The sequence below is a fragment of the Phycisphaerae bacterium genome (genome assembly GCA_028714855.1).
Classification (GTDB): Bacteria; Planctomycetota; Phycisphaerae; order Sedimentisphaerales; family Anaerobacaceae; genus CAIYOL01.
On sequence record JAQTLP010000010.1, the window covers coordinates 1 to 20,066 of the forward strand.

Sequence of the window (20,066 nt, forward strand, 5' to 3'; positions counted from 1 at the left end):
ATACCCCCAAACAGTTCTGGGGCATAGTGGAGAAATTCTGGAATCGTGAGATATTTGAGGAAGTTGAGGGGGGCTGGAAATTAAAAAATCCTGTCTACAAAGATTTAATGGAAAGCCGAAAAAATGGATAAGCATACTACATCTCAGTCACAAAAATGGGAAAGTAAACTTGGCGAGGAGTACACCGAGAGGAATATTTTTGCGCCGGAACAATTAGATCAGTTGTATGTAAGCAATTACGGCATCAGCAGAACAGCGTTAAACGAGGCGTTTTTGGGTAATTTTGAGCGGTCGGTAAAAATACTGGAGGTCGGGTCGAACCTCGGCAATCAATTACTGAGCCTGCAAAGAATGGGATTTGAAAATCTTTACGGTATCGAGGTGAATAGCTATGCGATTGAACATGCCAAGAACAACACTAAGAACATTAATATTATTCGGGGCAATGCTTTTGATATTCCCTTTAAAGACAGGTATTTCGATATTGTTTTTACTTCGGGAGTTCTGATTCATATAGCCCCGCAAGATATAGAAAGGGCGCTACAGGAGATACACAGGTGCAGCAGGGAATATATCTGGGGGTTTGAATATTATGCTGACAGTTGTACCGAGGTTAGATACAGAGGGCACACGGATCTCCTCTGGAAAACAAATTTTGCAGGTTTGTATCTTAATTCCTTCGACGACTTGGAGCTTGTCAAAGAAAAGAAGTTAAAATACTTAGGGAATGAAAACATAGATACAATGTTTCTTATTAAAAAACGGAAAAGCTAATGAAGATAGGAGCCGTTGTTCAAGCAAGGACATCTTCGACAAGGTTGCCGGGTAAAGTGCTTAAGGATTTACCTTATGGCAGCGAAATATCTGTTTTGCAACAGGTAATCAGAAGATTAAAAAAAACATCGAAACTCGATGATGTTGTAATTGCCACCACTATGGATAAGGCAGATATGGCGATTGTCGAATTATCTGAGAAAGAAAACGTCAGATGGTTTAAAGGAAGCATAGATGATGTATTGGAACGGTATTATCTGGCCGCGAAAGAAAATGATTTAGATATAGTTGTGAGAATAACAAGTGATTGTCCGTGCATAGACCCGGCAGTAGTTGATTTAGTTGTGGAAAGACATATAGCTTCAAAAAATGATTATACTTCAAATGTACTTCACAGGACTTTCCCACATGGGTTGGATACGGAAGTTTTCAATTTTGGTGCCCTCGAAAAAGCACACGGGGGGGCAAAGAAGCTGTCTGAAAGGGAGCATGTAACTTCGTACATATACAGTAACCCACAATTATTTAACCTCGGTGAAGTTCAGGCGGAGAAAGCATTTTATAGTTCTGATATCAGAGTTACGCTCGATACAGCAGAGGATTATGTCTTGCTATGTGCAGTCTTTGACTACCTTTATCAGGCAGATGAGTTTTTTGGTGTCGAGGATATAATAAAGTTGTTTTGTGACAAACCTTGGTTGAAGGATATCAATAAGAACGTAATTCAAAAAAGGATATTTGATTCAGTGGAGCAGGAAATCAAAGAGGCGATAAGGATATTAGATTTCCAGGGGCTCAGAAGGGCAAAGGAAATTCTTGCAGGACATATGCAGTGAAAGTTTGGATATTGACCGAAGGCGGTAAAAATATAGGCTTCGGACATATTAGCAGATGCACGGCCATATTTCAGGCACTTCAGGAGAGAGTGGTTAAGCCGACATTTATAATCAACGGCGATGAATCAGTCCGGAAGCAATTCAAAGGCAGCATCAGTTTTGACTGGCTGAACGATACTGAAAAGCTCTTTTCGTATATAGAAAATGCAGATATTGTTTTTGTTGACTCGTACCTCGCAGATTATGACCTATATGAAAAGATTTCTAATATCGCAAGGATGGGTGTTTACTTTGATGATACTGTAAGGATTAAGTATCCAACAGGTTTTGTGCTCAATGGAACCATTTCGGCGGAGCAGATGCCGTACCCAAAAAGAAATAGTGTTACGTATCTTTTGGGTACTCGATATACCCCTCTTAGGAGGGAGTTTTGGGACGTACCGGGAAAAACTATACGTGATATTCTCGAAACTGTGATGATAACGTTCGGTGGGACAGATGTATGCAATCTTACACCGAAAGTTCTGAAGCTATTGGTTGATGCTTATCCACAGTTAAATAAAAAGGTGGTCATAGGAAAAGGATTCCAAAATGCATCGGAGATTGAATCTATCAAAGACCACAATACTGAACTGATATATTATCCCGATGCTGCTGAAATGAAGAAGGTTATGCTCGAATCTGATATAGCGATATCATCTGGTGGCCAGACATTATATGAGCTGGCAAGGGTTGGGGTTCCTGCAATTGGCATTTGTGTAGCAGATAACCAGCTGCAGAATATCAAAGGCTGGCAAGAGGTTGGTTTTTTAAAATATATATGCTGGTACAATAACAAGGATATGAAAGAGAGGTTGGCTAGTTCTCTGAAAAAACTGGTATACGCTGATATTCGGGTTAAAATGTCGCAAGCGGGCAAGACCCTTGTAGATGGTCAGGGGCCAAGTCGAATAGTATCTGCTCTGGGAGTTGTGTGAAGGGTACACTGTGGTTGGAAGAGTTTTAATTAGCGGTGCCAATGGTTTCGTGGGGAGTTGCCTTGTTAAGATGCTTGAGGATACCAACTGGCAGATAGTACCTTTGGTACGGCGAAGCTCGGGTTTCGATAATGAAGTAGTGCTGGATTTTTGTGACATTGATTTTTGCAGTAAACTTGCCTTGTTGCCAAAGGTTGACGCTGTTGTTCATCTTGGGGCGAAGATAGGATGGGATGGAAGTACACGAGAGGAGCTGTTTAAGCCCAATGTTCTTGCGACAGTAGAATTAGCTGACTGGTCAAAAAGCATAGGGGCTTATTTCCTATTTTCATCTGCGGCAATCGTTTTTGGGTCGCATAGCCATCACATTACCTCGAATAGTAAACTGGAGTTGGATACTGATTACGGCTACAGCAAATGGCTTGCTGAAGAGACAATAAAGATGTCCGGGGTTGAAAGTGGGATACTGCGGATAGGTGGAATTTTTGGTAAGTCTGGACCTAGGCATCTTGGCATTAATGTAGCTATTAATAACGCGATAAAGGGTATTGTGCCTGTGCAGTTTGGGAAAGGAGCGATTAAACGTAATTATATATATGTCAAAGATTTATGCAATATAATCAGGTTTTGCATAGAGAATAGGGTCGGAGGTGATTACTTGGTCTCTGGCAGTTCGGTCAATACAGTTTATGAAATGCTCAGGATAATCTGTGATGTGTTGCTTGATGGTAGAGAACCTGAACATGTAGAGAAGGAAGAGACTGGGCACGATCAGATAATAGAACATTCCAGCCATCTTCCCAGTGGGCGTTCATTTGAAGAAGCAATTAGGAATATTAAAAGTGCAACTGAATCATCCCTATAAAGAATCTATCAATAAGAACGGGTACACACTAATAAACTGTGAGAGTTGCGGTTACTGGCATGTTCACCCTATGCCCACAAATGAAGAACTAAATTTACACTATGAGCAAATCTATTATGAAACTCTGGGTGAGAATCGAAGCATGACAGACAGACTAAAAGACCCTGACGGTTTTTACATGATTCAGTATGAAGACAGATTAAGGCTTATTAAGAAATATCTTAGAGATGATTTACCTCGCAGTATTATGGATATAGGGGCTGGTTACGGAGATTTTCTGAGTTTCATGAAAACAGCTGGGTGGAAGACTCAGGGTATAGAACCCTCCAAGTATGCATATGAGCTTATAGAAGACAAAGAAGAGCTTGATATCAAGTGCGCAAGCATTGATGAATTGATAAATCTGGGTCTTAAACCTGTATCTGTAGTAACAATCAATAATGTGCTTGAGCATTTGAATTTTCCACAAGGAGTTCTTGAGACTGTCAGGAAATGTCTTTTGCTGCCGAATGGAATCGTTTTTGTGGCGGTGCCTAATGATTTTAGTGTTCTGCAGAATCTACTTATGCAAACTGTTTTAAAAGATAAGCCAGACAAGCAAAATTACTGGGTACATCCACCTGAACATCTTAATTACTGGTCGCACAAAACAATAGTAGGTTTTATGCGAAAGTGTGAATTTGAGATAGAATTTTTAACTACAGATTTCCCTATGGAAATCTTTCCTTTAACGGGAGAGGATTATATCACAAAACCTGATGTTGGAAGGAGTGCTCATCTTAAAAGGGTCGGCTTTGAGAAATATCTCCATCAGGCACACGCCGAAGTTTTTAAGGATTCTTTGTATTTGTCACTGGCTCAATTAGGCATTGGCAGAAACATGTATATTGTCGCAAAACCCATATAGTTCTGGAGGAGATTTTCTGTAGTAACTCAAATGGTGTATGAGGATAGGCGTTTTTGCAGATGTACATGGTAATGGCTATGCTTTTGAGAAGGTGCTTGCATCTTTGAAAAAAGAAAAGGCAGACCTTTATGTTTTTTGTGGTGATATTTGTGGTTATTACTATTACCAGAACGAGATTATCAAAATCATGAGAGAGATGGAGAATCTTATCTGTGTAGCCGGGAATCATGATGCGATGTTTCTTCGCATGCTGCAGGACCAAGCTTTAGAGGATGAATATGAAGAACTGTATGGCAAATCATCTCGTTTGCTTAGGAGTAGTATAAACAAGGAAAACCTCGAATTTATCAAAGGTATGCCGGATCAGTATATCTTCGAGGATTATAAGGTGGCTGTTTTTCATGGCAGCCCCTGGGACCATATGAATGAATATGTGTACCCCTCGTCTTGTCTAAAGAGATTCAAAGAGCTTGGATATGCATATGTCATCCTTGGCCATACTCATTATGCTATGGACAAGCTCGCAGATGATGTGCGAATAATAAATCCTGGTTCATGCGGCCAGCCACGCGATAGCAGGGACCCCAGCTATGCGATTGTTGACCTCGAGAAAAAGACAGTGCATATCAAACGAGTTCAATATGATAGGTCACTGATGATGCGAGATGTGTTGAAACACCAAGACAAAAATGCGTATTTAGCAGCGGTTCTGGAAAGATAGATAGTCTATGGTTAGAGGATATGTGCTGGTAACCGGGGTTGGCGGGGACATTGGACAAAGTCTGCTTAAGTGTCTGAAGGATACAGATTACAAGTTTTCATTGCTGGGCTGTGATATTGATCCATTTGCCGGTGGTAGAGCATTGGTTGAGAAGTTTTATCAATCGCCTTGTGCGTTGGATTCAGAAAACTACCTGCGATTTATTACAAGATTACTTGAAAGTGAAGATATCAGATATGTCTTTCCAACCAGCGAGGCCGAGATCGAGTTTTTCGATATTCACAGAGACCGTTTTAAGAATAATATAACTATTTTTATCAATAGTCACGACATAGTAAGGATTTTCCTGGACAAGTACGAAACTGCGTTGCTGCTGGCGAACAACAATCTGCCAAGTCCACGGACATATCTTATCGAACACTACAAAAACGAACTTGGCTATCCGTGTATTTTGAAGCCAAGGAGAGGACATGGCAACAAAAGTCTAATTTTGATAAATGACCTTGCAGAGTTTGACTTTTTCAGAAGAAGACTTAAAAATTACGTTGTCCAAGAGAATATTGGAACCACGGACGAGGAATATACCGTGACGGTCTTTTCTACCAGAGAAAAATCTTATTCTATCGCATTTAAGAGGTCGTTGGGCTATGGCAGCCTGTCAAAAGTCGCCCAGTTAGTGCATGATGCCCACCTTGAACGTTTGGCAGAAAGAATTGCCATGACTGTGTCGCTGGAAGGTTCGTTGAATATTCAGTGTCGCAAGACAGATTCAGGCTATGTTCCATTTGAAGTCAACCCGCGTTTTTCGAGTACTGTCTACGTAAGACATTTCTTTGGTTTCCAGGATGTAAAGTGGTGGATGGATTTGAAAGAAGGCAAACCTGTTGAGTATAAGCCGAGGTTCAAAGGCGGAACATGTGTGCGGACCATCAGCGAAACTTTCTTCGATTTGGGGACAGAACAGGTTAAGGATATTCCGAAGGTTAATAATCAATGATTGATCTGAAAATAGGCAAGGAAACGTTTATAGTCGCGGAGATTTCGGCAAATCACGGACAGAATTTTAACAGGGCTGTAGCACTGATAAAAAAAGCTAAGGAATGTGGTGCTGATGCTGTCAAGTTCCAAGCCTATACGCCAGATACTTTGACAATCAAAGCGGACAATAAGTATTTTCAAATTAAGCACCCAACGTGGGGTGGACAAACACTATACGAACTTTACCAAAAAGCTTGCACTCCTTGGGGGTGGTTTAAGAAGCTAAAGAAAGTAACTGATGACCTCAATATGACATTTCTTTGTTCAACCTTTGATAGAACCAGCGTCGATTTTTTGGAAGAACTGGATGTTTGTGCTCATAAGATGGCTTCGCCTGAGCTGGTAGACTTGGCTTTGATTGAGTATGTTGCAAAGACAAAAAAGCCCTTAATGCTATCCACCGGTATGGCTGATATTTGTGAGATTCAAGAAGCAGTTGATACCGCCAGAGAGGCTGGTGCAAAAGAAATCATCTTATTGAAATGTGTGTCGAGTTATCCAGCTAAGCCTGAGGAGATGAATTTGAGAACTATTCCGAACATGCGAGAGCATTTTGGTTGTCCTGTCGGTCTTTCTGACCATAGTTTGGGAATTGGAGCTTCTGTTTGTGCAGTAGCTTTAGGTGCAAGTGTTATTGAAAAACACTTTACCTTGTCAAGAAAGATAAAAACACCCGATGGTTTCTTCTCAATAGAGCCGGAAGAATTAAAAGAGTTGGTGACAAATATAAGAATTGTGGAAAAAGCTTTAGGCAAGGTTTATTATGGACTAACTAAAGAAGAAAACAAAAGCAAGGTTTTTAGACGTTCTTTGTTTGTGGTTAAAGATGTTAAAAAAGGGCAAGTTTTTTCTGAAGATGATATCAAATCTATCAGGCCTGCAGCTGGTCTTGAGCCGAAATACATAGATGCGGTTTTGGGCAAAAGAGCAACGGCGGACATAAAACGTGGGACGCCGCTGAGATGGGATTTGGTTGATTGAAAAAACGCTTTTGTGCCGAGATATGAGCATAAGTGTACCTATAAGCCGAAAGAACATATGTTTCATACGTTCAGGCAGTGTTGAAACAATAGTAGACCTCGATAGTCTGCTTTTTAAACATTTCGCCAAGGTATTCGATGAAGTATTCTTCTTGGATGTCAGCAAGGTATTTACATCTAAGCTTATATTAGGTCGATATGATAATGACAGTGCATATCACAGGTTACCAGCAGGGTTCAAAGTTGTTTGCCCCAAAAAACTTTCAGAGGTCAAAAAGTTCTTAAGGTCTAATGATGTGGTTGCGATATGTTGTTTTTCCGAGACATGGCCAGATTGGTGGATTCATCATTATTTAAGGAAATATTCGATACCGCTTATTTATATATATACGCACTCAGTAATAGCAAGCTTTCAGTATAAAAAATCGTATTTTAACGATTTCAGAGCAAAATTGAAGAATCTTGCTGCTCATATTCGTCGTCGCTTTCCTTCACATGATTTTTTGGCGGATATAGATACCTATTTCGTTTCCGACAAACATAAAGCGGAGAAAAAAAAACCTTCCAGCCGTTACAAGGAAGTGGTTGTGACAAATAGTAGATTTTATGATAGTTTATTAGTCAGCAACCACAAGATTTCAACAGATTATGTAGTCTTTCTAGACTCTATGGAGCCATATCACGATGACCAGATAGTTTTTGGTTACCAGCCTATTGACAGAGAGTTATATTACAGAAATTTAAATACTATTTTGGATACAATAAGCAGAATACTCAAAAAAGAATTAGTGGTCTGTTTGCACCCAAAATACGATGACGATAACCTAAAAAGAGACTTTGGAGAACGAAAAACCGTTAAATATAAGACGGCGGAATTTGTAGCACAGGCCGAAGTAGTGCTTTTTCACGAATCGAGCTCCATTAACAATGCTTTCGTTTATGGTAAAAAAGTTATTCAATTAACTGGCAAATACTTTAACGATTTTACTAAGAGAAACTGTGAAGCGTGTAATAAAGTTTTTTTATTTCCGACGTTGGATATGTTTGAGTGGGAGGAGAGTTCCCTCCTGGAAATTCTCTATGGCCTCAGGGTAGATTCGGAAAGGTACAGTGATTTTTTATCAAATCGTATAATAACCAGTGGTCAGAAGGGTGTTCCTTCTTTTGTGCAAATAGCAGACCACGTTAGTCATAAGTACGGAATCTCGAAAAAGGGTGGGAACTAGATTTTCTAATGAGAATACGGAGGTTTAAGGCATGATTGTTTTTCTGGCAGACCTACAAAATTCCTACTATCGCTACTTGCGAAATTCTATACCAATCGGCATGGGCTATGTCGCTGCGTACTTAAAAAGTCGCTTTGGAAAGGATGTTGATGTACACCTATTCCGCCGGTTTGAAGAAATATACGAAGCGCTCAAGGACACAACTCCGCATCTTGCTGCTTTTGGTTCCTACTGCTGGAATACCAAACTCACTCTTAACACAGCCAAGTATATCCGTGAGCGTTGCCCGGATGCGGTGACCGCAATTGGCGGGCCCGATGCTTCACCTTTCCCAGGCATGTTGGACAAGGATTTGTGTGCAAACCGACATGTTGATTTTTATCTGCCGAACGAAGGTGAAGCGCCCGCCGCAAATCTTATGGAAACGCTTTTGAATCTAAACGACCCTGAGAAGGTGCGTCGGACTATGATTAGAGGCTGTCTTTCCCTTAAGCCCGGCACATCTGAGGTATGGGGTGAAGTGATAGACCGTTTTGAAGGTGATATTAATGAAATTCCATCACCTTACTTTGATGGTTTGATGGATCGTTTTTTGAGTGATATTGACTATATGCCAAGTATCCAGGTTACGCGTGGCTGTCCATATCAATGTACGTTCTGTGTGTCCGGCAAGAAGAACTGGTGCAAATTGAAGACATTTGATTTGTCGCGAGTTAAAGCGGAAATCGATTATGTAGCTGCACGAACGAAAAATTCTTTTATGCGATTTGCTGATGAAAATTTGGGCCTTTTGCCGAGCCATCTCGAAATAGTTGAATACCTGATGAAAAAAAGGAAAGAAACCGGTTTTCCTCAAAGCGGCTCGATTTACACGGATAAACACCTAACAGAGCGGGTCAAGCAAATTGTCTTTCTGATGCGGGAGATTATACCACTTTGTGTCAGCTATCAGTCGTTGACGCCGGAGGTGCTGAAAAACATAAAACGGGTAAATCTAGGCGAACAAGAGGTGCAGGACGTTATAAAATTTGCGCGACAGAATAATCTAATTCTTGTAAGCGAACTGATATTTATGCTTCCCGGCGAGACCGTGCAGACGTTCCTGGCTTCCGTTCAAAAGTTGGTGGATCATAGGTTTGAGAGTATGGAGATTCAGCCGTTGCAGATTCTAAAAGGTACTGAGATGGATACTCCACAGGACCGTGCCAAATATGGCGTCAAGACTATGTTTGCCGCAGGTGAAAAGGGCTACACCAGACACCCTGCATTAGAGAATATCGAAATAGATGAGTGGGTTGTAGCTAATAACACCATCTCCAAAGAAGAACATTTCAAGACTCTGCGATTTATTTATCTTCTTGATTTTGCCCATTATCGAAGCTACCTCAAAGAATTTTTGTTCTTTTTTGAATGTCATGGCGTTCGTACCACAAAGCTTCTTATGCGAATTGTTGATAGTCCTGATACTTGCCAGATACTCTCGACGACCGCAGCGAAATATGAAGCAGGAATACGAGAATTTCTTTATGAGACCCCTGAGCAAGTTGTGGATTACGTGCATAGGAAAATTGCCGGTGGTGAGGAACTATTGGGTTTCTACGACCTCAGGAGAACGATAATGGTAGAGCTTCTGATGGCCGATAAGTTCGCCAACGTAATTGATGAAATAGCTGCAATTGGTACGATGATTTGCAAAGAACAATCAGGTAGCCTACCCGATGGCTTCGAAGATGAACTGGCAATAATCAAAGAGATAGTGTTCAATTCATTTATTCCTATACACCGCAGGGTACCGCTTGAGGTAACTGTCGAAAGCCCATTCGATGTGCGCGGCTGGATTGTGGACAATTATAGTAAACCTTTGTCCGCTTACAGGCTCAAAACCCCTGTCAAGTTAACCTTGAAGATACGTGGTTATAGTTTTTATGAAGATATATGGGCGATGCAGGAAACTGATCTGACCAAGTACCGAAAAGCTTTTCGTGTTTTCACATCAGCTAATCGTCGACGAGCTTTAGTCGCACCATCAGATTCAGAACCACAGCAAGCCAAATCAACCAAGGGTATAGTGGAAGTTGATGTGTCGAAAAAAAACGACGCCTCACTCGGTTCTATACGCAAATAGCAAGTCATTTAAGCCGAGGACGTGGCATCGTAAAATTCGAAGCTACTGGATTTAGTGGAGATGGCCAAGATGTTGATATCAAAAATGTGGTCAATATTGAAAGAGGAAAGGGAAATCCTTGGGTGTGTTAGCTTTATTTGGCTAAACGTAAGTGCCTTATACAGCTGAAGATACTGATGAATTGTCCCCAAAACAGTTATTTCAAAATTTTTCTTGAAGAAAAAATCGTAGAAATGTGCCCATTTGAGGAAATAGTAGTGTATAATAACCTCGAAAGAAAAGAAAATCAGGGTAGAGCAACTTACGTACCACTGGCAGAAACCGAACGGCATACGGAGGATACCTTTAAAACAGGCTTTTTGAACCAGATGAGTTGTTTTATCGAAAATTTTGTATACCAGAAGAATGCATCTTTGGAGCATATTGAACATTTAGAAAAGGTAACGCTTTTTTGTGACACGTTAATTCGCTCAAGGAGATTCTATGAATAGGGTAATTTCCAACATATCCAAAATGGAAACAAAGAAAAAAGCGGTAGTAGAGTTGCATCAGCAAAAGTCTAAAGATAAGTTCATATCCTATGCTAAGGAAGTATTTAAGATAGAAGCTGAAGCAATAACGGAGCTTTCACAGCGGGTTGATGATGTGTTTTCAAAAGCCGTTAAGGTGATATTGGAATGCAATGGAAGAGTAATTGTCTGTGGAATGGGCAAGTCCGGCATTATCGGTCGAAAAATATCGTGTACGTTGGCCTCGACAGGTACGCCGAGCTTTTTTATGCACCCAGCGGAAGCATTTCATGGCGACCTCGGTATGATAAAGAAAGAAGATATCTTGATGCTAATTTCATATTCGGGAGAAACTGAAGAGATACTGAAAATTATTCCCTTCTTAAAGGGCAACGGTAACCGGATTATTTCGATGACAGGAAACCCAAATTCCACAATAGCAAGCAGCTCTCAATATCATTTGAATGTGAATGTCAAAAGGGAGGCTTGCCCGCTCAAAATAGCTCCGACCACTTCTGCCACTGTTTCTTTAGTGATGGGGGATGCAATCACCATCGCACTAATGAGAGAAAGAGGATTTAAGGCCGAAGATTTCGCAAGATTTCATCCCGGAGGAAGCGTCGGGAGAATGCTGCTAACGAGGGTAGAGGATGTTATGGTTAAGAATAATCTGCCAATCATCACAGAATATTCTGATATAAAAGATGTGATTCAAGTTATGACCTCCGGCCGATGGGGTACGAGTGTGGTTGTTGACAGCAAGGAACATGTAATCGGTATAATCACTGACGGGGACTTACGAAGGGCATTGAGCAAACACGGGGATATACTGATGCTCAAAGCACGTGATATTATGACGAAAAATCCCAAGACTATTAGTAAAGACTTAAAACTTTATGAGGCTGAGAAGATATTCAATACTTACGAAATTATTACGCTACTCGTTTGCAGTGGAGAAGGCAAACTGCTCGGCTTGCTGTCAATTTCAATGGTTTGTACGCCGAAGACTAATAGGATTAGTTAGAATCACACCGGGAAGTAAAGGATCAACGCGCCTTGTGAACAACATGTGATTGGAATAATTACCGATGGAGTTCTGCACAGAACTCTGAAATAATACCCAAAGGACTGATTAAGCTATTCGAGTATCGATATGATAGTAAGCGAAATAATGAACTCGCCGGATAAATATGTCTTAAAACTTCCGGTTGTGAGTCTGAAAGAATTAGCTGATGCTGTCAATAACGGCAATGAAGGTGTGGTTTTTATCACAGATGGTACAAATATTTTGAAAGGGGTTGTAACAGATGCTGATGTCAAAAGATTTATCGCTAATGGAGATACCTTGATAGATAATATTCTGCATCTTATGAATACCAATCCGACAACCATTGATTCTGAATCAGATGCAAGTATTGCGCTTAGAATTATGAGGGAAAGGTCTATAAATGTTTTGCCTGTAATGATTGGGAATAAGCAAATCATAGGTATTTTAACTCTACAGAGCCTGCTTTCCGTGTCTTCTCCGGAAAGATTATATATACGGAATCCCGAGCAGGATTCAGAGAGCGATGAGAATATAGACAGGCATGTGAGTCGATATAAATTTGCAGAGGGTTTTTTAGGCAAAAATGGCATTTTTTTGGATTGTGCATGCGGCTCAGGTTACGGGACAAAAATATTATCAAGTAAAGCACAAAAAATTGTCGGTGCGGATTTTGCTCAAGACGCGATAGATTTTGCTAACTCTTATCATTCCGGGGAAAATATCGAGTATATTTGCAAAGACGTCGGCAGTCTATCTTTTGATGATTCATTCTTTGATGCAATAGTTTCTTACGAGACATTAGAGCATCTACCCCAAGATAAGTGTTTAAACTTTCTTAATAAAATATCAAACTGGTTAAAACCGGATGGTTTGTTTATCGGCTCATCTCCAATGCTTCGTTACAAGAATGGTCAGCCGTATATTACCAATGCTTATCACATAAACGAAATGCCAAAAGAGGAATTAATAAGGACATTTCATAAATACTTGAACGGCTTTAAAATTCATGTATATCACCAGAAACAAAACTCATTTGTTCCTTTGTGTGATGAAAACTCGGGATTCTGTATTATTGTCGCAAGAAAAAGAGGCTGAGTATGAATCCCCAAAGAACGATCAGTAAAAACCTGAAAAGAGTTGATGAATTAATTGCTAAAAGCACAAAAATTACCGATGATGGTATTCCTCTACTGTCTTGGGTTGAAGTTAGTCTCACTGAATTTTGTAACAGAAAATGTGTATTTTGTCCCAAAATAGATGACTCTATCGCCCCTAATCTGAGATTGGAAATGCCAGAAAAACTCTGCAGGAAGATAGCAGAAGAATTAAAGGAGATAAACTTTGAAGGTACAGTTATGCTGGCTGGCTATGGCGAACCGATGGCTGCAAAGAGTTTAATAGGAGCAACAAAAGCCTTTTCCGCTGTTTGTAATACCGAGATTACAACAAACGGAGACTATTTGAGCGTTGAATCTATTAAGGAAATGATTGCCGCCGGAATTGGCAAAATTGTTGTGAGTATGTATGATGGAGAATTTCAAATAGCTAAATTTAAAGAAATGTTTACTAAGGCGGGTGTGGGAGAAGATAAATATATTCTTCGTGATAGATGGTATTCTGAAGACCTTGGCTTTGGTGTTAAGTTGACTAATCGTGCTGGCGTAGTTAAAGTGGGACATCAAGGAGAGGTAGACCCCAATAAACAATGTTTTTACCCGCATTATTCAATAATGATTGATTGGAACGGCGATGTTTTTTTATGTACACAGGACTGGCAAAGACGTGTAAAGGCAGGGAATTTGAACATTCACTCCTTATATGAGGTGTGGACATCCGACATCATGAGAAAATACAGAGGTCATCTTTATAAGGGGAAAAGAGACTTGTTTCCGTGTAATCAGTGTAATGCAAGGGGTACTTTGCATGGTAGAAAACATGCTGAGATTTGGGATAGTTATTATACTAAAAAGAAGTGAAATGACATGTTTATAGCTATTCAAAGTGTAATCCTGCACATTTTATGTTACGTAACACACCAAAATCAAATGCCTCAAATAGATCTACAATTTACCATATATATGTTATATCATAAGAGTTTATCGCCGGAGTATATTAGGTGGGAAAGAGTTTTGTTATGGGATTGAGCAATATCAGCGAAGAAGTTTACAACAAATTCAAGAACAGCCAGGCTAAAACCATAGAAAGGTTGAATAGAGAATGTGTAAACAACTATGTTCTTAACGAACAATATGGATTAAACGATAAAAAAATATACATAAAGAAAGCTTATGGGCCCTATTTGGAAGACTTTGATGATAACAGGTACATCGATACCGCGATGGGAGGTGGGACATTTCTCTTGGGACATGCCCCCGCTTTTATTCTAGATCAGGTAAGAAAAAAAATTGACGATGGTACTTTATACACCATGCCAACGTTTATTCCTCATGAATTTGCAAAACTAGTCAGTAAATGTATTTCTCATTTCAGCAGCTTTGTCTTTTGTAATAGTGGTTCAGAGGCAACTATGCGTGTGATGAGAATTGCTCGGGCATTTACCAAAAAAAAGAAAATTGGCATTTTCAGTGGTGGATGGCATGGCTCACACGATGGTAGTCTCGTAGGTGACAATTATGAGACTGATAAAGATAATCCTGGTTCTTATCTTCTATCCGGGGGCATACCGGAGGAATTTTTGAATTTGGTAGTACTGCTACCTTATAATAATGACAGGGCATTTGAAATTATTCTCAAGCATAAAAATGACCTAGCCTTGGTTTTTATTGAACCCAGCCAGGGTTCAAACCCAAGAGATGATGTTAAGGATTTTCTGCTCAAATTAAGAGATATCACCGCCGAGAATGATATTTTGTTAGGATTTGATGAAATAATCACTGGATTCAGATTAGCTTTAGGTGGAGGCCAGGAATACTATAACATAAAAGCTGACATTGCAACCTACGGGAAAGCGGTTGGTGGTGGTTTTCCTGTAGGAATAATTGGTGGGCGGGAGGAAGTTATGAATGTGATAAAAAAGGACCATATTTTTATGGGTGGGACTTTTTCTGCGAATCCTATAACAACTTTTTCAGGGATGATGGTATTGAAACACCTGATGCAAAATTCCGATACGATATATCCATCTATGTTTGAATTAGGAAATCTTCTCAAAACTCGGATGAATGACCTTTGTGTTCGAAAGAGTATTCCTATAAGAATGCAGGGCATCGGTTCCATGTTAAGGTTGATTTTTACAGACTATCCAATAAAATCAAGACGGGACCGGGATGAGTATGAATGTGATAGAGGGATCCAGGATTTGTTTTACACCGAAATGCTGAATAGAGGGGTACACGTTGGAAGCAACAGAATAGTTTTTTTATCTACGGCTCATACGATTAGCGTGGTAAAAGAATTGATAGATATATATACAAACACTTTTGAGTATTTCTCAAAAAAAGGACTTTGGGAAATAGCCCTGAGTTGCCCAGTCAATAATTTGAACCATCTGAGCCGTAAAGGCCTCGGTGGAATCGAAAAATATCGATATCCTTAATATCTATCTTTTTCAAGACACAATATTCTTGATGCGGTTGATTATTCTGGTAAGTTTTTATTCGACGATGGTATTTTAGTCCTGAAAAGGGGTAGGTACGAATGTCCGGGTTGATTCCCTCCACGGCAATTGGCAGTTTCAAATCTTCGTGCATCAGAAATTGTGCCCCTCTATTTGGTTCGCTGATTTAATTCGGGAATTTGGTTGATGAACGACTTGCACTCCAATTTTATTCAAGCCAACAAAGAACAGTGGTCAAGGATTCCAGCAAGCAAAGGCTCAAATGGCGTGTTGCTCGTGGAAATGCACCATCATCCCATTATATCCCATGCCAATGCTGTTGTCGCACGTATTATAAAAGAGGCTAAGGAAATGAGTATTCGTTGGCTTGACAACAGCTATAAACCAGAGGTTCAGCAGCGTTTGATGTCTTATGATAGCACTTCACAAATCATCTATCCTGCTAAATTGTCACTGTTTGACAAATCAACTATCGGATTTAAGTTCGTATATCATGCTTTGAAGATATTGCTGACACAAAATATTAAAGGTTTCTATTTAGACGGCGTTCCTTTTGGGGATATTCTTTATGATTCTTACTTAGTCTGGTTCAAGGTTGCAACTATTCACAGAGTCAACAGGGGTGTTCTGAAGACTTTGCTGGCGTTGATTACAAGTTATTACCGATTCAAAAAGACTCTGCAGAGCTGTCATACATCAGCTGTGCTGGTATCGCACCAGGTTGGATTATCTTCCGGAGTTCTGATGCGGACTGCTTTGAAACTTGGGTTGAAAGTTTATCTCCGCAGCGCAGGAAATAACAAATTGGCAATAAATCTATATACTTCACTATCGCAAATCTATCAATATTCTTACACACCTCGCCCAGTCGATGTGCGGCTGCTTGCCTCGCTGAGTCAGCAGAAGATGGACGAGGAGTTTAAGGATTTAGCTGCAAACAGAACACGGGGACTTGGCGACGAAGATGTCAGCAGAGCTTATGGCGAAGGAAAGAAAGTGTACAACTCGAAAGCTGAATTCGCCCAGGAGTTTGGGCTTTCAAAGGATAAGCCGGTTGTTTTCGTGATGTTGCATGCTTTTAATGATCACCCTCATACGCACTTCGGCAAAATGCTTTTCAAGGATTACTATGACTGGTTTGTAAAAACGTTGGATTTTGCCAAGGGCAAAACAGATGTTAATTGGGTGTTCAAGGAGCATCCCACGGCTGCGTTGTACCCTGCTAATGATATATCAATGCCGAGTCATTTTGTCGGATGTCCGAATCATATAGTTTTTTTGGATAGGGAATCACCCTTTAATTCACGGAGTCTTTTAAATTTCGCCCATGCAGTTATTACAGTACTGGGTACTGCTGGTATGGAGCTTCCTGCTCTGGGGGCAATCCCTTCGATCTTAGCTGGTGTTACTTATTACAGCGGCTTCGGGTTTTCCATAGAACCAGAAACTCAAGACGAATACTTTAAAACTCTCAGTAATATAGAGAAAATCGGTAAACTGTCGAAAGTCCAGCAGGATACAGCTCGGCGGGTTTTTCTTTACATTGAAAGGTACTCTTATGTGCCATTTGCTTGGTCCCCGTTGTGCAGCCTTGAGGAAACTAAGGATCCCGACCTTGACAAATATTATTGGAGGCGCGTGATAGATTGTTATGGGGAAAATGCCGAAGTTCTTGTTTCCGAATTCCAAAGGTACGTCGAATATATCAGCAAAAAAGATTTTTCCAGACTTGCGGGGCTGCAGTTTCTTGGGCAGGAGTATTACACAAGTGCAAAACAGGAAGGCCTGTGAGGTCGAATTGAGGTGTTACCGGAGATGAGAAGAAACAAAGGATTTGCCGAAAAACCCAAAAGTCTTTTAAGCGTATTTTCATCATGTAGCAGCGTTTCCACGTCTTTTTACAAATACACAGAAAATGGCTGGAATATCAGCACCGGGAGCGGTAGCACTTATAGAAGTGGTTAAATAGATGCCTAAGACGGAGGCGGAAACAATTAAATATAAAAATGTTTGTGACGTTATTGTGCGCAACGACTTGTGTGTTGGTTGTGGTCTCTGTGCGGGTATCTGTCCTGAAGGCGCTCTGCAGATTGTCTGGAATAACTACGGCGAATATGTGCCTGCGGAACAAGCTGGCAGATGCACCGAGTGCGGATTGTGTCTTGGCGTTTGCCCCTTCTGGAATCAGCAGGAAAACGAAACCACTTTGGCGGAGCGTGAGTTTAAGGATCAAAGTGGAATTCAGCATAATCCTATCACCGGTTTATTCCTGGATCTCTTTGCAGGATACTCTAAGGTCGATAACCACCGAAGCAGTGCAGCAGGCGGAGGACTGACAACTTGGTTGCTTGAAAAGTTATTTACTGAGCAACTGGTCGATCACGTTTGTTGTGTTGTGCCTGATAATGATGCCGGTACTTTGTTCCGCTTCGCAATTGTTAATTCAATCGGCGACATTCGCAATGCCTCTCGTTCTGTGTATTATCCCGTTGAACTATCAAAGGTAGTTTCTGAGATTCTCAATGTCGATGCCAAATATGCTGTTGTTGGTTTGCCCTGTGTCCTCAAAGGATTGCGACTTGCCATGCTGCATAATACGGGCTTGAAGAAAAAAATTGTTGCTCTTGTCGGATTAGTATGTGGCCAGCAGAAAAGCAGGTTTTTTGCCGAATATCTTTGTGCTGTCTGTGGAGGATGTCCTTCCAAACTTAAATCCGCATCTTTCAGAGTCAAAGACCAAGGCAGGCATCACCTTGATCATCGTTTTGAGTTTATTTGTGGCTCCGGACAAAATGAAACTGCTGGATACGTCTATCAATCACAAGGAATGGGCTGGCTGTGGGGGCACGATTGTTTCAAGATAAATGCTTGCAACTTTTGTGATGATATTATGGCTGAAGTTGCTGATGTGACGTTCGGTGACGCAGTAGCCGAGCCTTATTGTTATGGTAATATGGGAGCAAACTTTGTGGTAGTGCGCTCACAGGTAATTCGTAACTTGTTGGTTAGTGGTGCTTCTGCGGGAGAAATTATTCTTGACGAGGTGCCCGTAGAGTCTGTAATTGCCAGGGAGAAGGACGTTGCTTTGCAGAAACGTGATGACCTTATGCATCGGCTTTACGAACTCAATAACAGGCACGATTCATCTTATGTTCCTGTGAAGCGCATAGCAGCACGCCGAAGGTTTAATCCTTGCCGCAATCTTGATATGTGTATTCGCGACCAGCTCAGGAAAGTTAGCCGTGAAAGCTATGCGGAATTCAGACATTTACCCGGCGTAGGATTAGTAATTCAAAAAGCTATGAGCAAGGTACTTGAGAATTTTACCGCAAAAAGTTGGAGATATCACTTTCTTCTTGGCATCGCCTGTATCACAAGACTTGTCCGGGTATCGTTTGACAACTTGATGCAAAGACTGCGTAAGTTAATTTGATTTTGTGAGTATTCGGATGAAGATTGGGATATTGACTTTTCATGATGGGATTAATTATGGTGCCTTTTTCCAGGTCTATTCTTTACAAAGTTTTCTGTTGCAGCACGGATTTGACTGTCAGGTGATAAATTATAAAAGTCCCGGTTTTACAAAGCGAGAATACCGGGTTTTCTTGAAGCTGCGGCGGCCTGTTTACTTTGTGCGGAACGTCAGAAAAATTATTCAGTTTAAAAAAGCTCATAAGAAGCTTCGGCTGACTAAAAGAATCTTTACACTAAAAGGACTTTCGAAATTATTATTTGGCAGGATTATTATAGGTAGTGACGAAGTTTGGAATTTTAGTACACGGCTGATTGGATATGATCCTGTATATTTTTCACAGGGGCTTCAGGCAGAGCGAATTATATCTTATGGAGCGAGTTTTGGCAGTATAAAAGCAAACCAGCCTGTTCCAGAGCAGCTCAAAGAGGCCCTTGGCCGAATAGCACATATTTCGGTTAGGGATGATAATTCTGCCGACATAATGCGTGTTATAAGTGATAAGCCTGTGCGAATTGTGTTGGACCCGACTTTTCTTGTTGACTTGAGTTCTGAAGCTGTCTTGCCTCGCGAAAAAGGATTTATTCTGGTATATGGCAGCTTCAGTAGTAAGATGGTTCGCAAGATTGTTGAGTATGCTAGGTTTGTTGGTCGGAAGACTATTTCGGTTGGTTATAGATTGCCCTGGTGCGATGTCAGTCTCGATACCCTCAGTCCGTTTCAATGGCTCGGCTATTTTGCCGCAGCGGATTGTGTCATAACCACTATGTTTCACGGTATGATATATTCAATCCTGAATCAGAAAGAATTCTGTATGTTTATCACGCCTTATCGACAAAATAAATTGGGAAATTTTCCATCAGACATCAAGCTCTCTGAACGTATAGTTGATGAAAATGTCTCTCTCAAAGATGTTTTTTCGCGTAAGATTGATTACTCGCAGGTCAATTCAATACTTCAAACGAAGCGCAACGACTCGGCGAAATTCTTGCTTGAAGCCCTATAGGCATA

Annotated in this window: 17 protein-coding genes; all 17 read left to right on the forward strand. The window is 40.7% G+C overall.

What is annotated here, in order from left to right:
• Nucleotides 1-123: 123 nt before the first annotated feature.
• Nucleotides 124-774, forward strand: a complete 651-nt coding sequence (locus PHG53_08625) for a methyltransferase domain-containing protein (GenBank protein MDD5381681.1) — start codon at nt 124-126, stop codon at nt 772-774.
• On the forward strand, nt 774-1,610 hold the full coding sequence (locus PHG53_08630; GenBank protein MDD5381682.1) for a glycosyltransferase family protein: 837 nt from the start codon (nt 774-776) through the stop codon (nt 1,608-1,610). Before PHG53_08625 ends, PHG53_08630 begins: the two co-directional genes overlap by 1 nt.
• Nucleotides 1,607-2,587, forward strand: a complete 981-nt coding sequence (gene pseG / locus PHG53_08635) for a UDP-2,4-diacetamido-2,4,6-trideoxy-beta-L-altropyranose hydrolase (protein ID MDD5381683.1) — start codon at nt 1,607-1,609, stop codon at nt 2,585-2,587. Before PHG53_08630 ends, pseG begins: the two co-directional genes overlap by 4 nt.
• Before the next feature lie 10 nt (nt 2,588-2,597).
• Entirely contained in the window at nt 2,598-3,452 is an 855-nt protein-coding gene (locus tag PHG53_08640) for an NAD(P)-dependent oxidoreductase (protein ID MDD5381684.1), read from the forward strand.
• A 70-nt stretch (nt 3,453-3,522) separates the two neighbouring features.
• Nucleotides 3,523-4,359 carry a class I SAM-dependent methyltransferase gene (locus PHG53_08645; protein MDD5381685.1) on the forward strand — a complete coding sequence of 279 codons (837 nt, stop codon included), beginning with the start codon at nt 3,523-3,525 and terminating at the stop codon, nt 4,357-4,359.
• A gap of 37 nt (nt 4,360-4,396) precedes the next feature.
• Nucleotides 4,397-5,080 carry a metallophosphoesterase family protein gene (locus PHG53_08650; protein ID MDD5381686.1) on the forward strand — a complete coding sequence of 228 codons (684 nt, stop codon included), beginning with the start codon at nt 4,397-4,399 and terminating at the stop codon, nt 5,078-5,080.
• A gap of 7 nt (nt 5,081-5,087) precedes the next feature.
• Nucleotides 5,088-6,077, forward strand: coding sequence for an ATP-grasp domain-containing protein (locus PHG53_08655; GenBank protein MDD5381687.1), 990 nt, complete (start codon nt 5,088-5,090; stop codon nt 6,075-6,077).
• Nucleotides 6,074-7,099 carry a pseudaminic acid synthase gene (gene pseI / locus PHG53_08660; protein MDD5381688.1) on the forward strand — a complete coding sequence of 342 codons (1,026 nt, stop codon included), beginning with the start codon at nt 6,074-6,076 and terminating at the stop codon, nt 7,097-7,099. Before PHG53_08655 ends, pseI begins: the two co-directional genes overlap by 4 nt.
• Nucleotides 7,092-8,324 (forward strand): hypothetical protein, encoded by a 1,233-nt coding sequence (locus tag PHG53_08665; protein MDD5381689.1) that lies wholly within the window; start codon nt 7,092-7,094, stop codon nt 8,322-8,324. The genes pseI and PHG53_08665 overlap by 8 nt, the downstream gene beginning before the upstream one ends.
• A 31-nt stretch (nt 8,325-8,355) precedes the next feature.
• Nucleotides 8,356-10,449 (forward strand): radical SAM protein, encoded by a 2,094-nt coding sequence (locus PHG53_08670; protein ID MDD5381690.1) that lies wholly within the window; start codon nt 8,356-8,358, stop codon nt 10,447-10,449.
• Nucleotides 10,450-10,932: 483 nt separating this feature from the next.
• Nucleotides 10,933-11,982, forward strand: a complete 1,050-nt coding sequence (locus tag PHG53_08675) for a KpsF/GutQ family sugar-phosphate isomerase (GenBank protein ID MDD5381691.1) — start codon at nt 10,933-10,935, stop codon at nt 11,980-11,982.
• 129 nt (nt 11,983-12,111) lie between these two features.
• Entirely contained in the window at nt 12,112-13,101 is a 990-nt protein-coding gene (locus PHG53_08680) for a methyltransferase domain-containing protein (protein MDD5381692.1), read from the forward strand.
• 2 nt (nt 13,102-13,103) lie between these two features.
• A complete protein-coding gene (locus PHG53_08685; protein ID MDD5381693.1) occupies nt 13,104-13,982 on the forward strand; it encodes an SPASM domain-containing protein in 879 nt (292 codons plus the stop codon).
• A 140-nt stretch (nt 13,983-14,122) separates the two neighbouring features.
• Nucleotides 14,123-15,562, forward strand: coding sequence for an aminotransferase class III-fold pyridoxal phosphate-dependent enzyme (locus tag PHG53_08690; GenBank protein ID MDD5381694.1), 1,440 nt, complete (start codon nt 14,123-14,125; stop codon nt 15,560-15,562).
• Nucleotides 15,563-15,769: 207 nt separating this feature from the next.
• Nucleotides 15,770-17,374: a hypothetical protein gene (locus PHG53_08695; protein MDD5381695.1), complete on the forward strand. Its 1,605-nt coding sequence runs from the start codon at nt 15,770-15,772 to the stop codon at nt 17,372-17,374.
• A gap of 178 nt (nt 17,375-17,552) precedes the next feature.
• A complete protein-coding gene (locus tag PHG53_08700) occupies nt 17,553-19,016 on the forward strand; it encodes a Coenzyme F420 hydrogenase/dehydrogenase, beta subunit C-terminal domain (GenBank protein MDD5381696.1) in 1,464 nt (487 codons plus the stop codon).
• Nucleotides 19,017-19,032: 16 nt separating this feature from the next.
• Nucleotides 19,033-20,061 (forward strand): polysaccharide pyruvyl transferase family protein, encoded by a 1,029-nt coding sequence (locus PHG53_08705; GenBank protein MDD5381697.1) that lies wholly within the window; start codon nt 19,033-19,035, stop codon nt 20,059-20,061.
• Nucleotides 20,062-20,066 lie beyond the last annotated feature (5 nt).